The following is a 12,762-nucleotide window of genomic DNA, read 5'->3' as shown; positions in this document are numbered from 1 at the left end:
AGCATCGCGGTGCCGGATGGGCCGGTAGCCGATCTCCGGCACGAACACCCACACACCGTGGGTCCATGGCACGAGCGGACCGAAGGAATGGCGATGAAGTTCGGAATCAGCTACAGCACGCCCTATTACGGGGTTGCCCCTGACCGGATCATGGCCTTTGCCCGGCTTGCGGAGGAGTGTGGCTTCGAGTCGCTGTACCTGCCCGAGCACATCGCGCTGTATCCGGGCGCCATGGTGGGGCCGTACGAGATGCCGCCGTCACTGCCGTACGTCGATCCGCTCGACTGCCTGAGTTTCGTCGCCGCGGCCACGGAGCGGATCCTGCTCGGCACCGGTGTGTTACTGCTGCCGTACCACCATCCGGTGATCCTTGCCAAGCGCCTGGCCACCATCGACCTGCTCTCCAAGGGCAGGATGCGGCTGCTGACCGCGGGGCTCGGCACCCTGCCGGGGGAGGCCCAGGCGGTGGGGGTCGACTTCGCCACCCGCGGCCGCCGCGCCGACGAGGCGATCGACGTGCTCCGACTGCTCTGGGCCGGTGGCGAGGACGGCGTCAGCTTCGCCGGGGAGTTCTTCTCCTTCGACAACCTGTGCAGTTTCCCCAAGCCCTACGAGGTCACGCGGCTGCCGATCCACATCGGGGGATCGAGCCGGGCGGCCGCGCGCCGGGCCGGGCGGCGCGGCGACGGCTACTTCCCCGGCGGTGCGCTCGCCCCGGACGAGCAGGCCGTTCAGTGGGAGCTCGTCCGGTCGAGCGCCGCCGAGGCCGGCCGCGACCCGGAGGCGCTGGAGTACACCCGCTTCGGGTCGATCGACATGCCCGTCGAGCGGGTCGAGGAACTCGCCGCGCGAGGAGTGACCCGCATCGTCGTGAACACCGCCGCCACCGAACCGGACCGGCAACGCGAGGAACTGTCGGCGTTCGCCCAGCGATTCGGCCTCCTTGAGCGCTTCCCTCGCTAGAGGGTGCCGGTCCGCTCGCGGCCGATGTCCACCCGGCGTTCAGCGGGGGATGAGGACCGGCCGAAGGGCCGAAGGTCGCGGACACGCTGGTGGGGAGATGCCCGTCACGCTGGTCCTGCTCCCAGAAGATCGGCAGGGCGCGGGGTCCCCGTGGCCGGCCGGTTGGGCGGCGCCGCCCGGTCTCCACCTCTTTTGCATCGATCGATACAGAACTGCTACAGTCCAGTTCTGCAGCGATCGATGCGGAATTCGACGGAGGCTGATTCCCGTGGGACTGCTTGAGGGCCAGGCCGCCCTCGTCGCCGGGGGCGGCACCGGGATCGGCCTGGCCGGTGCCGTACGGCCGGCGTGTTCGTCACCGGTCGGCGCAAGACCGAACTCGGCGAACGTGGCGCCTGACCGTGCGGATGTCCACGAACCGGCTCGTGGGCGTCGTGTCGCTCGTTTCGCCTCTCTTTCCTCTCACCGGGGCGTGGTGTGTGCGGCGGAGCGGAAGTGTTTCCACGTCGATCGGAACAGGACGTAAGAGCCAGAGACATTCGCTTCGGCGATGGCCGGCACGGCGAGGTCGTGAAGGGCGTCGTGTCTTGTCGACGTCCGATTGGAGCCTCCATTCGGGGCTGCCATACAGAAGGGTTATCTGATGTCTGACAGTGATCTGCGCGCGTTCTACCTGCGTTATATCGAGGATCTCAACGCCCACAAGTTCGACGGCATGGACCGGTTCATCAACGACCGGACCACGTTGAACGGTGAGCCGGCCACCCGGGACGACCTCATCGCGGTTCAGAAGGCCGACGTGGACGCGGTTCCGGACCTGCACTGGGAGCTCAAGGAACTGCTCTTCGACGGTGACCGTCTGGCCGCGCGTCTGGTCAACACCGGCACTCCGGTGAAGGAGTGGCTCGGTGTGGCTCCCACCGGCGCCTCGTTCGAGATCGTCGAATACGCCATCTACCAGGTCCGCGACGGGCGGTTCGTGCACATGACGGCCCTGCACGACGCCGGCGAACTGCTCCGGCAGCTGACCGGCTGACCTGCGGGACCAGCGTCGGCGACTCGAAGAACAGTCCTGACGCCGCGCCGGGTTGGGGACGCCCGCAGATGTCCGAAGGGCGGTGCGAGGCGCGGCGCCAGGCGCAGTCGAGCGCGGTGGTGGCCGTCACCGGGGCTCTGGTCCAGGCGAGTAGCCGCACACGGCGCGCTTAACGGCCCACTCGGGCCACATATTTCGCGAGGAGAGACATGACCGTCACACTGATCACCGGGGCCAACAAGGGCATCGGTTTCGAGACAGCCAAACAGCTTCTGGAGCTGGGGCACGTCGTCTACATCGGTGCGCGTGACGTCGAGCGAGGTGAGAAGGCCGCGGCGGCGCTTGGCGCACGATTCGTACAGCTCGATGTGACCGACGACGCGTCGGTGAGCAACGCGCTGGCGACGATCGGTTCGGCCGAGGGCGGGCTCGACGTCCTGGTGCACAACGCGGGCATCCTCGGTGACGGAGTCATCGACGGTCCCACGGCTCTGCACGTCTTCAACACCAACGCGGTGGGAATCGTGCGCGTCACGGAGGCGGCACTTCCCCTGCTGCGCAAATCCTCCAACCCCACCGTGGTCACCGTTTCGAGCAGCGCCGGGTCGTTCTGGGCGGTGAACAACCCCGAGCGGCCGGAGTTCAACCTGCCGCTCGCGCTTTACTCGGCGTCCAAGTCAGCGGCCACCATGCTTACGGTCCAGTACGCCAAGTCCCAGCCGGGCATCAAGTTCAACGCGGTCGAGCCCGGCACCACCGCCACCGATATGACCGCGGCCTTCGGAATCGGAAGGTCACCGGAGGAGAGCGCCAGAATTGTCGTGCGTCTGGCGACTCTTGACGCGGACGGCCCGACAGGAACCCTCCAGGACGAAGACGGGGAGCTGCACTGGTAGCCCGCGCAAGGGGGACGGCCGAGGGGTGGCGCGGTCGCGCCGCCCCTCGATTTCGGAGTCCTCGGTGAGCGACACGACCTTCACGCCACAGGCGTGTGAGTCGTCGACGACGGTGAGAAGACGCGCGACCGAGGGGCCTCATCGGTCGGCGTGCCACCAAGGAACACGCGACATCCGAAACGTGGTGTCGTCCCGCGGTTCGAACAGGTGCTTGCCGAGCTGTCTGAGCGCTTTTCCACGGCCGGAACGAACCACGTTGCCGTGATGATCTTGATGCGCTCGGCGGCCAGGATATCGCCGAACCGGACGATCTCCACCGGCCACGATGTGGAAGTGGACGCCGGGGTGCTGTGATTCCCGCGCCGACGGCGGTCGCGGCGGCCCCTCCGATTCGGTCCTCTGCCCGAAGGCCGCCGAAGATATCTGGTGATCTCGCGGCGTGACCCCGCTTGACCTTGACACGGTGACAAGGTTTTCACTGGTGGCCAAGGAAGTGGCCCCAACGCCCGTGCCGGAACAGGACGTGGTGACGGTGCCCACGGCCTGCCTGAAAAGCGGTTTTTCTCGCTGGGCTCCTGTTTCGCGAGCGAGCTCACGCAGAAGGCCGTCGGTGACATCTCATATCTGGCGGCCGGTTCCACTCCGTGCGCTCGTCGGCGAGCCGAACGGATCCGGCCACGTGTGGTTCGTTCCACATCTCGACGCGCTCGACGCGCGACTGGGGGTGCAGTCGTCATGACCATGATCTACAAGTCCGAGGCCGGTGAACGCGAGCTCCGCGACCACTACCGGCAGGTGCTGGACGCCTGGCCGGTTCCCGCCGAGCACGTACGGGTGCCGACTCGCGAGGGCGAGACCTTCGTCCTCGCCTCCGGCCCGCGGGACGCGCCGCCCCTGGTACTGCTGCACGGCTCGGGCGCGAACGCGTCGATGTGGCGAGGAGATATCGCCACCTGGTCTCAGCACTTCCGCACCTACGCCGTCGACCTCGTCGGCGAGCCGGGCCTGAGCGCGCCCTCGCGCCCCGCCCTGGACTCCGACGCCGTATCCCTCTGGCTGGACGACGTACTGGAAGGGCTCGGGATCACCGACGCCGCGTTCGTCGGCACGTCCCTCGGTGGCTGGACGGCCCTGGACTACGCCATCCGCCGTCCAGGACGAGTGACCCGCCTGGCCCTGATGTGCCCCGGTGGCGTGGGACGGCAGAAGATCGGCTGGATCTTCAAGGCCCTGCTGACCCGCCCCTTCCGGCGCGATGGACTGCGCGAGTCGGCGATGGCCGTCGCGGGACTGGACGAGAAGAGGGACCGGCAGGCGCTCGACGCCGTCGTCCTGACGTTCACGCACTTCAACCCGCGCGGGGAGAAGCTGCCGGTATTCCCCGACGAGGCGTTGCGCGGCCTCACCATGCCCGTACTCGTCATCGTCGGTGGCCATGACGCCATGTTCGACTCCCACCAGACCGCCCGACGCGTCCGTGAGTACGTCCCGCGCTCGACCGTGATCCTGCTCCCCGAGACCGGTCACGCCATCTTCGGCCAGGCCGAGCCGATCGCCGGGTTCCTCCGGGCCTGAGGTGTAGGTCACCAAGACCGTCTCCTTCCTGTTCGACATGTCGACGGTCGCTTCGACCTTCTCCTCACCCGTGCCGTACAGCACACAGTGACGGGACTTCTCGGGCAGCGACCGCCACGGCCGGCCGAGGTCCACCCCCCGCTTCTCGGCGAGCGCCGGTACGAACGCGTGTTCCCCCGACCGCTCGCAACACAGCGGAACATGGGCGGACAGGCACCCCGCCCATGCCGAACGAACCGACCACGCCACTACGCGGTGGCCGCTCGTCGGATCTCCCGGCACGTGGCCGGTCTCGACGTGGCCCGTGACGCGGATCAGGGCCGGGACTCCGCGATGAGCTTGTCGGCGCCGGGGGCGTAGGCGGTCATCCAGTGCGGACGCAGCCGGTAGTAGACCACGTCGTTGTCCCAGTCGAAGGAGTCGTCGCCGTAGAAGTCCTTGAGGTAGGTGCGCAGGTACGGCCAGTCCGCGGACGGCTCGCCGTGCCGGGGGTTGAGGATCTCCACCGTGCCGTGCGTGAACACGCCCAGATCCTCCCCGCGCAGGTGCGCGGCGCTGACGGCGGGGCGGGCGGCGAGATGGCGGGCCTTGGCGGCGTCGCGCGCCGTGCCGAAGAGCCACGTACCGTGCAGGAAGTGCCCGTCCACACCACTGATCCGCGGCTCGCCCTTCGCCGTCACGGTGGACAGGGCGAGGGTGCACATGCCGGTCAGGATCCGGGTGACCTGCTCGGCGGTCAGGGTGTTCTCGGTGACGATCGAGCGGAGGTGGGAGGTGGAGCGGGAAAGGGAGGTTTCGAGGAGAGCCTGAAGCTCCTTGAGCTCCTCGGGCGTTTCGCGCATTGAGGTCTTGTCCATCCTTGTTTATTCGTGAGACCCCGGTCCGCACCCACATCGGCGCCGACCGATGAACCCACGATCGCCCCAAAACCCGACGCCTTGTGTCATGTTTTTTTCATCCGTTCAACAAACCCCGCCAGGACGCCGGTCTCGGAGGCGTACGAGATCTTCTTCGCCGCCGGAGGCTCGGTGCTCGGGGAGCTCTCGTACGGTTCCCGGCGCCACCCCACCCCTCCCGGCTTCATCGGACCGACGCCGGTCCGGGGTGCCGCCGGGCTCTCGCCTCCGGCGGTCAGGATGGCTGAACTTCATCGAAGAGGGCGAGGGCTTCGGCGGGGTCCGGGCTCACGAGGCGTTCCAGACCGGCCGTCGTGATCTTCGCCCACCCGCCGGCCCGTGCCCACATCTGTTCCTCGAAGGCGTGGACGACCTCGTCCAGATCGCCGGGGCCGGGGGCGGCAGCGACGGACTCGGCGAGTTCGGCGCCTTCCAGCATCGCAAGGTTCGCGCCCACCCCCAACGGGGGCATCAGGTGGGCGGCGTCGCCCAGTAGCGTCACCCCGGGGACGTGGGCCCAGGTGTGGGAGACGGGCAGGGCGTAGAGGGGGCGGTGCACGAAAGCGGTGCCGTGGCGGAGGAGGTCGAGGACGGGAGCGGCCCAGCCGTCGAACAGGGCCAGCAGGCTTGATCGCACGGCCTCGGCGTCGGCCAGGTCCAGGCCCGCGCGCCGGTTCAGGCCCATGTGCCGGTCCAGGTCCGTGTGCCAGTCCAGCGGCGCGCGGAACTGGGCGTACACCTTGACGTGGCCGCCGCTGTTGCGCTGGGCGACGAGGGCGCGGTTCACTCCGTACACGGCCATGGAACCGTCGCCGATCAGCCGGGCGAGGCCGGGGTGGCGGGTGTCGACGTCATCCAGGGAGGTCTCGATCAAGGTGACGCCGGTGTAGTGCGGCGTCGCGGGCGAGAGCGCCGGGCGGACCCGGGACCAGGCGCCGTCCGCACCGATCACGAGGTCGAACGTCTCCTGTCGCCCGTCCGCGAATCGCACCAGCACGCCGTCCCGGGTCCCCGGCACCACCTCCGTCGCGCCCCGCCCCCACTGGACGTCCAGGGGCCCGAGCAGCAGGTCGCGGAGTTGCCCGCGGTCGATCTCGGGATTGGCCGACTCGTCCGGACGGGATTGCCAGTCGCGCAGGACGGTCCCGTCCGTGGCCAGGATGCGCATGGCCTGCCCTTCGGGACGGGAGAGCGCCTGGAACCGCGCCAGCAGCCCCGCCTTGTCCAGCGCGAGCTGGCCCAGCTTCTCGTGCAGGTCCAGCGTGCCGCCCGGGGGCCGGGCGTCGGGGGAGGGGTCGCGTTCGAGGACGGTGACGGGGTGACCGTGGCGGTGCAGGACGCGGGCGAAGGTGAGGCCGGCGAGGCCGCCCCCGATCACGGCGATACGATGTCTCATGTCGATACACTGTATTTAGAAAATACGGTGTATCGCAAGAGTACGATGTAACCCATGACCGTGTGGGACCGTCCGGAGCCGCCGACTCGCCCCGCCCCGCTCGACCGCGAGCGAATCGTCGCCACCGCCATCGCGCTGGCCGACGAGGGCGGCCTGGAGGCGGTGTCATTGCGCAAGGTCGCCGCCCGGCTCGATGCCGGCCCCATGCGACTGTACGGATACATCTCCACCAAGGAAGAGCTGTTCGACCTCATGGTGGACGAGGTCCACGCCGAGATCCTCCCCGCGGAGCAGCCCGGCGACTGGCGGGAGGTGCTGCGCGTCCGCGCCCACCGCACCAGGCAGGCCGCCCTCCGTCACGAATGGCTGGCCGACCTGCTCGGCGGCCGCCCGAGCCTGGGCCCGAACGCCTTCGCCGTGACAGAGGGCACGCTGGCCGCCCTCGACGGCCTCACCGACCTCGACACCGTCATGCGCGCCGTGGAGACCGTCAGCGCCTACATCACCGGCGCGATCAGGCGCGAGATCGCGAACCTGCGCGCCGAGCGCGCCACGGGCCTGTCCAAGCTCGACTGGCAGCGCGCCCACGGCCCACATGTGAGCAGGATGCTGGCCACCGGCCGCTTCCCCGCGATGGCCAGGGCCGTGCACGACGGCACGGAGGTGGACGCCGAGACGTCCTTCACGACCGGCCTGGACTGGGTCCTCGACGCCGTAGCCGTCAAACTCGCCCAGCCTCCGGCGTGACACTCAGGATCGCCAGGTGATATCCCTGCCCACCGCATGACCCCGCCAGGTGGTGTCGATCATTGCGATGCGCGGCGGCGCACGCGTATCCTTCCGGCAACGCATTGACGGAGACGAGTAGTCACGGGACCAGGGCAGGCAGGAGAGAGCCGCCGGCAGCTGCGAAGGCGGACCTGTCCCCGGTGACGAAGACCCTCCCGAGTGCGGGGAGAAACGGCGCCCGCGCCCAATGCCCCGCCGGCCGGCCCCCGTCACCGGGCCCATCGAGGCCGCCGTCGTCACGGCGGTGAAAGTGCGGTGGCACCGCGAGTTCCCTTCTCGCCCGCACTCCCAAGGGATCACCACTCACTGACCAGAGGTTTGTGATGATCTCCTCATCCGCAACCGTTTCATCCACCCACCGGGTTCTGGCCGCGGAGCTTCCGCGGCGTATAGGCCGGCAGGTGACCGTCCAGGGCTGGCTGCACCGCAGGCGGACCCTGAAATCCGTGGTCTTCCTCGTCCTGCGGGACCGCTCCGGCCTCGTCCAGGCCGTGGTCACCGACCCCGAGGCCATGGCCGCGGCCGGTGGCCACCCCGAAGAGACCGTCCTGCAGATCACCGGGATCGTGACCGCCAACCCCCAGGCCCCCGGCGGAGCCGAGGTGACCTCCCCGGCGGTGACCGCCCTGTCGGGGCCGGCCGAGGCCCCGCCGTTCGACCTCTACCGGCCCTCGGTGGCGGCCACCCTGCCGACCATCCTCGACCACGCCCCGGTCGCCCTGCGGCACCCGCTGCTGCGGGCACCCCACGCCATCTCCGCGGTCTCGGTGGCGGGTTTCCGTACGACGCTGGACGCGCTCGGCTTCACCGAGATCCACACGCCCAAGGTGGTGGCCTCGGCCACCGAGTCCGGCGCCAACGTCTTCGGGATCGACTGGTTCGGCACCCGCGCCTACCTGGCCCAGTCGCCGCAGTTCTTCAAGCAGGCCATGGTCGGCGTCTTCGAGCGCGTCTACGAGACCGGCCCGGTCTTCCGCGCCGAGCCCCACGACACCGCGCGGCACCTGGCCCAGTACACCTCGCTGGACGCCGAGCTCGGTTTCGTCACCGACCACCGGGAGGTGATGGCCGTGCTGCGCGAGGTGCTCGCGGGCATGACGGCCGCCGTCGAACGGCACGCCGGTGAGGAGTGCGCGCTGCTGGACGTCGAACTGCCCAACATCCCGGAACGGATCCCGGAGATCCACTTCACCCGGGCCCAGGAGCTCCTGGCCGCCCACACCGGCGAGGACCCCCGAGGTGAGCCGGACCTCGCACCGGCCCACGAACGCTGGCTGTCGCGATGGGCACTGCGCGAGTACGGCAGCGAGTTCCTGTTCGTCACCGGCTACCCGATGGTCAAACGCCCCTTCTACACCCACCCCGAGCCCGGCAGAGCGGAGTACTCCAACAGCTTCGACCTGCTCTTTCGCGGCCTGGAGCTCGTCACCGGCGGCCAGCGCCTGCACCGCCACGAGGACTACCTCGCGGCCCTGGCCGCCCGCGGCGAATCACCCGAGCCGTACGCGGGCTACCTCGCCGCCTTCCGGCACGGGATGCCCCCGCACGGTGGTTTCGCCCTCGGCCTGGAGCGGTGGACCACCCGGCTGACCGGGGCCGACAACATCCGCCGCGCCACCTTGTTCCCCCGTGACCTTCACCGCCTGACCCCGTGACGCCCGCGGACGCGGCCCGCTCCGGACCTCGCCGGAACGGGCCGCGTCCCCTCGGCGCGGCGCCTGCTTCGCGACGCGCGGGGGGCGCCTCGACGGCGCGACGGCCGGGGTCCCCGTAGCAAACAGCGGAAATCCAACGGATATAAGTCTGAGCTGCGGTTAGTCGGGTTTTCGGGACGGTTGTTGATCTCCTCAACTACGGTTCGTCATGGTTCGTGTGTTCCCGATCGCCTCGCTGCTGATCGAGCTGGACGTCCGCACGAAGTTCCTGGACCGCTTCACCCATGCCGGCGGCCGGAAGATCAACCTGTCGATGGAGACCCGCCGCAACATCCTCGCGGTACTTATCGCCGGGGCCACCAACCTCGGGCTGACCCGCATGTCGGAGGCCTGCGGCGTCTCCTACGACACCCTCGCCTGGACCCAGGAGTGGTACGTGCGCGAGGAGACGTTGCGCGAGGCCAACACGGTGCTGGTCAACCACCACTACCAGCTGGAGCTGGCCAAGAAATTCGGCGGAGGCACCATGTCCTCCTCCGACGGCCAGCGCTTCCCCATCCGCGGCAAGAGCCTCACCGGCCGGGACATGAACATCCACGGCGGGAAAGTCCTGTCGACCTACACCCACGTGTCCGACCAGTGGTCGACCTACAGCACCAAGCAGATCATCCCCACCACCCGCGAGGCCAACTACACCCTGGACGAGCTGCTCGGCAACGAGACCGACCTGCCGATCCACGAGCACGCCACCGACACCCACGGCGCCACGCTCGTCAACTTCGGATTGTTCGACCTGGTCGGCAAGGCGCTCACCCCGCGGATCCGAGACCTTGGGAAGATCACGATGCTGCGGGTCGACAGCCCAACCGCCACCAACGCCCTCTACCCGCACGCCGGACCTTTGCTGGCCGACCGGTGGAACGAGGACCTGATCCGCGGCACCTGGGACGACATGCTGCGGATGGCCGGATCCCTGAAGTTCGGTGAGGCGACCGCGTCGCTGGTAGTCGGAAAGTGATCGTCGGCATCCCGGCAGAACACCCTCGCCGCGGCGATCAAGGAGTGGGGGGCGCATCCGCAGAACCATCCACGCCGCCCGGTATTTGTCGGATCCGGTGTACCGGCGGAAGATCTCCCGGCAGCTCAACAAGGGCGAGAGTTTGCACGCGCTGCGCCGGGACCTGCACTACGCCCAGCAAGGCACGATTGTCCGGCCGCACCTGACCGACCAGACCGAGCAGTCCTGGTGCCTCACCATCCTCACCAACGCCGTCATCACCTGGACGACCGAGTACTACGGAAAAGGCATCACCGAGCTGCGCGCTCAAGGCCGCGAGGTTCCCGACGAACTGCTGTCGTTCATCGCACCCGGCCACCGCGAGAACATCAACTTCTTCGGATTCATCGAGGTCGACATCGAAGGCGAGACCGCCGAACTTGATGATGGATGGCGGCCACTGCGCCCCACCCTCGTCAACGAGGCAGGCACGACGTTCCTGCTCAACCCCTGACCGTAGACCGGGCCCGCCATCGGTCCCCAGGTCGCGGGCTTTCTCAGGTGAGGCGGAGATGAACTCAGTCCACCGCTGCATCCGGCCGTGCGGGTAGCCGAGCAGATTGACGATCACGCTGTTGACTACCTCGTCTACCTCCTCTGCATTGGCGACGGTCGGCCATGAGTCAGCGATCTCCACGAGGCGGTCGCACTCGATCCCCATGTAGGTCGGGAACTCGACGTCATTGTCGGAGAACGGCCCTGGCACGGCAGCGTTCAGGCACTCACCGACGATTCAGCCTTCCGCTGCAGTGGCGGCCTCAAGGTGCCGGGCCACGGTCAGCAGGTCGCGGGTGCGGAGGTACGCAACCTGGTCGCCGTGCCAGAGTGCTGGTTGGAGGCAGGCGGTGAGCTGGTTGATGCACTCGGCCAGCAGTCGACGCTGCTCGGTTGGGAGGTGACCGTCCGTATCGAGGCACGTCTGCACGCATTCACGGAGGTGCTGTGAGGGCTTGTCGTCGTCGGTGATCAGGACCGCGAGCCGTCGCTGGTACCAAAAGGACACGGTATGGAGTGCTGCTTCTCGGCGCGCGCCGTACCAGTGGGTCGGGGTGTAGGGGTTGATGTCGTCCGGGCGAGGGCTGCGCTGACCGCGCTGCTTGGCCTCGCGTCGAGCAACCGCGTAGGCCAGCTTCTCCTCCTGCCAGGCCGAACGACTGGCTTCCAGCACGGCCAAGGCTCGCAAGAGGGCGGCCTCATCGGTGCGGAACGGCCCAGCTTTGGCGCGCAGGAAACTCAAGGTCGCCTCGAAGCCGATCGGCCGGTAGAGCTGCACGCAGGAGCGAAGCGCGGATAGCCGTCGCTGGTGGGGCAAGGTGGTATCGCGCGCCTTGCGGACGAAGTTGCCGAAGCTCATCTGGCCGCGCTCATCCCCTCGTCGCCGATCCGATCTCACGTACGGGATAATGATCTATTATTCCGTACATGAGCGATCATGGCGAAGCGGTGATCAGGAGAACCCTTCGCCGGGACGGTGCACGACTCCGGCACGTTATCCGGTACATCGCCCAGGTCTGTGCAGCGACCGCCGCCCGGCGGCCAGCATGAGCGCCGCGCCGAAGGTCACCGCCCTTCGCGGTGGAGGCGTCAGCCTCGCCGCGGCCGCCGACGCCTTCCTGGCCACCCCGCGCACCGCCAACCCCCACACCCACCGCTCCTACGCCTCGGCCATCGACCGCGTCACCGCACTGCTCGGCCGCGACCGGCCGTTCGCCGACGTCGCCGAGATCGGCGTCGCGCTCACCGAGTTGTGGGGCCGATGCGCGCCGGCGACCTGGAACCGCAACCGCGCCGCCGCCACCTCCTGGCTGCTCTGGTGTCAGACCAAGAAACATTGGGCAGCGCCGTCGGTCCCGGCCGACGCCGAACGCCGCAAGGAGAGCGCCGACGAGACCCGCGCCGTCGCCAAGACCACCATCGACCGACTGCTGTCGCGCCGCGACATCCCGTTGCGGGAGAAGGCGCTCTGGCGGATGCTGTACGAGACCGCCGCCTGCGCCGCCGAGATCCTGGCGCTGAACGTCGAGGACCTCGACCTGGAGCACCGGCGCGCCCCCGTCCGCTCTAAAGGCGGCGTCATCGAGTGGGTGTACTGGGACCGTGGCACCGCCCACCTGCTGCCCCGGCTCCCGGACCGCAGCACGCGCACGCACGGTCCGCTGTTCCTGTCCGAACGCCGCCCGGTCCCCGCCCGCCGTCCGGCGGCCGCCGACATCTGCCCCCACACCGGCCGCGCCCGCCTCGGCTACGACCGCGCCCGTGTCCTGCTCGACACCTACGCCGGGCTCGATCTGCACCAACTGCGCCACAGTGCCGCCACCCACCTCGGCGAAGCCGAAGTACCGCTGCAGCTCATCATGGGCAAGACCCGGCACAAGAACCCCCCGCACCGCCATGCGCTACGTCAAACCCGGCACTGAAGCCATCGCCAAGGTCACCGAGGTTCTGGCGCCCCGCCGCCGTACCCACTGATCAACTGAGTGGCGGCTCGCCGGAGCTATA

Annotated in this window: 13 protein-coding genes and 1 pseudogene; 10 read left to right on the top strand and 4 right to left on the bottom strand. The window is 68.8% G+C overall.

The window, feature by feature from the left end:
* The first annotated feature begins 93 nt into the window (after window positions 1-93).
* The 5 genes from ABD817_RS31005 (at window position 94) to ABD817_RS30985 (ending at window position 4,470) form a co-directional block, all read left to right on the top strand.
* Entirely contained in the window at window positions 94-963 is an 870-nt protein-coding gene (locus ABD817_RS31005) for a TIGR03619 family F420-dependent LLM class oxidoreductase (protein WP_344921794.1), read from the top strand.
* 643 nt (window positions 964-1,606) lie between these two features.
* Window positions 1,607-1,999 (top strand): ester cyclase, encoded by a 393-nt coding sequence (locus ABD817_RS31000; protein ID WP_344921793.1) that lies wholly within the window; start codon window positions 1,607-1,609, stop codon window positions 1,997-1,999.
* A 209-nt stretch (window positions 2,000-2,208) separates the two neighbouring features.
* Entirely contained in the window at window positions 2,209-2,895 is a 687-nt protein-coding gene (locus ABD817_RS30995) for an SDR family NAD(P)-dependent oxidoreductase (RefSeq protein ID WP_344921792.1), read from the top strand.
* Window positions 2,896-3,102: 207 nt separating this feature from the next.
* Window positions 3,103-3,249 carry a hypothetical protein gene (locus ABD817_RS30990; protein ID WP_344921791.1) on the top strand — a complete coding sequence of 49 codons (147 nt, stop codon included), beginning with the start codon at window positions 3,103-3,105 and terminating at the stop codon, window positions 3,247-3,249.
* A 381-nt stretch (window positions 3,250-3,630) separates the two neighbouring features.
* Window positions 3,631-4,470, top strand: a complete 840-nt coding sequence (locus ABD817_RS30985; RefSeq protein WP_344921790.1) for an alpha/beta fold hydrolase — start codon at window positions 3,631-3,633, stop codon at window positions 4,468-4,470.
* Between the two features lie 21 nt (window positions 4,471-4,491).
* Here the strand turns inward: ABD817_RS30985 and ABD817_RS39665 are convergent.
* The 3 genes and pseudogenes from ABD817_RS39665 to ABD817_RS30975 all read right to left on the bottom strand — a co-directional run.
* Window positions 4,492-4,719, bottom strand: a pseudogene (locus tag ABD817_RS39665) (hypothetical protein); the annotation flags it as partial.
* Between the two features lie 65 nt (window positions 4,720-4,784).
* Window positions 4,785-5,312 carry a pyridoxamine 5'-phosphate oxidase family protein gene (locus tag ABD817_RS30980; protein WP_344921788.1) on the bottom strand — a complete coding sequence of 176 codons (528 nt, stop codon included), beginning with the start codon at window positions 5,310-5,312 and terminating at the stop codon, window positions 4,785-4,787.
* A gap of 289 nt (window positions 5,313-5,601) precedes the next feature.
* Window positions 5,602-6,762: an FAD-dependent oxidoreductase gene (locus ABD817_RS30975; protein ID WP_344921787.1), complete on the bottom strand. Its 1,161-nt coding sequence runs from the start codon at window positions 6,760-6,762 to the stop codon at window positions 5,602-5,604.
* A gap of 54 nt (window positions 6,763-6,816) precedes the next feature.
* On the opposite strand from ABD817_RS30975, the gene ABD817_RS30970 reads away from it, so the two are divergent.
* The 4 genes from ABD817_RS30970 to ABD817_RS30955 all read left to right on the top strand — a co-directional run bounded on the left by ABD817_RS30970 (window position 6,817) and on the right by ABD817_RS30955 (window position 10,717).
* Window positions 6,817-7,509, top strand: a complete 693-nt coding sequence (locus ABD817_RS30970) for a TetR/AcrR family transcriptional regulator (RefSeq protein ID WP_344921785.1) — start codon at window positions 6,817-6,819, stop codon at window positions 7,507-7,509.
* A 365-nt stretch (window positions 7,510-7,874) separates the two neighbouring features.
* Complete coding sequence (aspS, locus tag ABD817_RS30965) at window positions 7,875-9,206, top strand: aspartate--tRNA(Asn) ligase (protein ID WP_344921784.1); 1,332 nt, start codon at window positions 7,875-7,877, stop codon at window positions 9,204-9,206.
* 208 nt (window positions 9,207-9,414) lie between these two features.
* Window positions 9,415-10,224: a Tn3 family transposase gene (locus ABD817_RS30960; RefSeq protein WP_344921783.1), complete on the top strand. Its 810-nt coding sequence runs from the start codon at window positions 9,415-9,417 to the stop codon at window positions 10,222-10,224.
* A 55-nt stretch (window positions 10,225-10,279) separates the two neighbouring features.
* Window positions 10,280-10,717 carry a Tn3 family transposase gene (locus tag ABD817_RS30955; protein WP_344921838.1) on the top strand — a complete coding sequence of 146 codons (438 nt, stop codon included), beginning with the start codon at window positions 10,280-10,282 and terminating at the stop codon, window positions 10,715-10,717.
* Window positions 10,718-10,996: 279 nt separating this feature from the next.
* Here the strand turns inward: ABD817_RS30955 and ABD817_RS30950 are convergent, their stop codons facing one another.
* Window positions 10,997-11,617, bottom strand: coding sequence for a hypothetical protein (locus ABD817_RS30950; protein ID WP_344921782.1), 621 nt, complete (start codon window positions 11,615-11,617; stop codon window positions 10,997-10,999).
* Between the two features lie 187 nt (window positions 11,618-11,804).
* Between ABD817_RS30950 and ABD817_RS30945 the strand changes: the two genes are divergently transcribed.
* Window positions 11,805-12,680, top strand: a complete 876-nt coding sequence (locus ABD817_RS30945; protein WP_344921781.1) for a tyrosine-type recombinase/integrase — start codon at window positions 11,805-11,807, stop codon at window positions 12,678-12,680.
* Window positions 12,681-12,762: the final 82 nt, after the last annotated feature.

The sequence above is a fragment of the Streptosporangium oxazolinicum genome (assembly GCF_039537505.1).
GTDB classification, from domain to species: Bacteria; Actinomycetota; Actinomycetes; order Streptosporangiales; family Streptosporangiaceae; genus Streptosporangium; species Streptosporangium oxazolinicum.
This window is presented reverse-complemented; position numbering and strand designations above follow the sequence as displayed.

Bases quoted from the DNA above. Each gene is read 5' to 3' on its own strand.
- ABD817_RS31005 (WP_344921794.1), top strand. From the start codon at position 94: ATGAAGTTCGGAATCAGCTACAGCACGCCCTATTACGGGGTTGCCCCT.
- ABD817_RS31000 (WP_344921793.1), top strand. From the start codon at position 1,607: ATGTCTGACAGTGATCTGCGCGCGTTCTACCTGCGTTATATCGAGGAT.
- ABD817_RS30995 (WP_344921792.1), top strand. From the start codon at position 2,209: ATGACCGTCACACTGATCACCGGGGCCAACAAGGGCATCGGTTTCGAG.
- ABD817_RS30985 (WP_344921790.1), top strand. From the start codon at position 3,631: ATGACCATGATCTACAAGTCCGAGGCCGGTGAACGCGAGCTCCGCGAC.
- ABD817_RS30980 (WP_344921788.1), bottom strand. From the start codon at position 5,312: ATGCGCGAAACGCCCGAGGAGCTCAAGGAGCTTCAGGCTCTCCTCGAA.
- ABD817_RS30975 (WP_344921787.1), bottom strand. From the start codon at position 6,762: ATGAGACATCGTATCGCCGTGATCGGGGGCGGCCTCGCCGGCCTCACC.
- ABD817_RS30970 (WP_344921785.1), top strand. From the start codon at position 6,817: ATGACCGTGTGGGACCGTCCGGAGCCGCCGACTCGCCCCGCCCCGCTC.
- aspS (WP_344921784.1), top strand. From the start codon at position 7,875: ATGATCTCCTCATCCGCAACCGTTTCATCCACCCACCGGGTTCTGGCC.
- ABD817_RS30960 (WP_344921783.1), top strand. From the start codon at position 9,415: ATGGTTCGTGTGTTCCCGATCGCCTCGCTGCTGATCGAGCTGGACGTC.
- ABD817_RS30950 (WP_344921782.1), bottom strand. From the start codon at position 11,617: ATGAGCTTCGGCAACTTCGTCCGCAAGGCGCGCGATACCACCTTGCCC.
- ABD817_RS30945 (WP_344921781.1), top strand. From the start codon at position 11,805: ATGAGCGCCGCGCCGAAGGTCACCGCCCTTCGCGGTGGAGGCGTCAGC.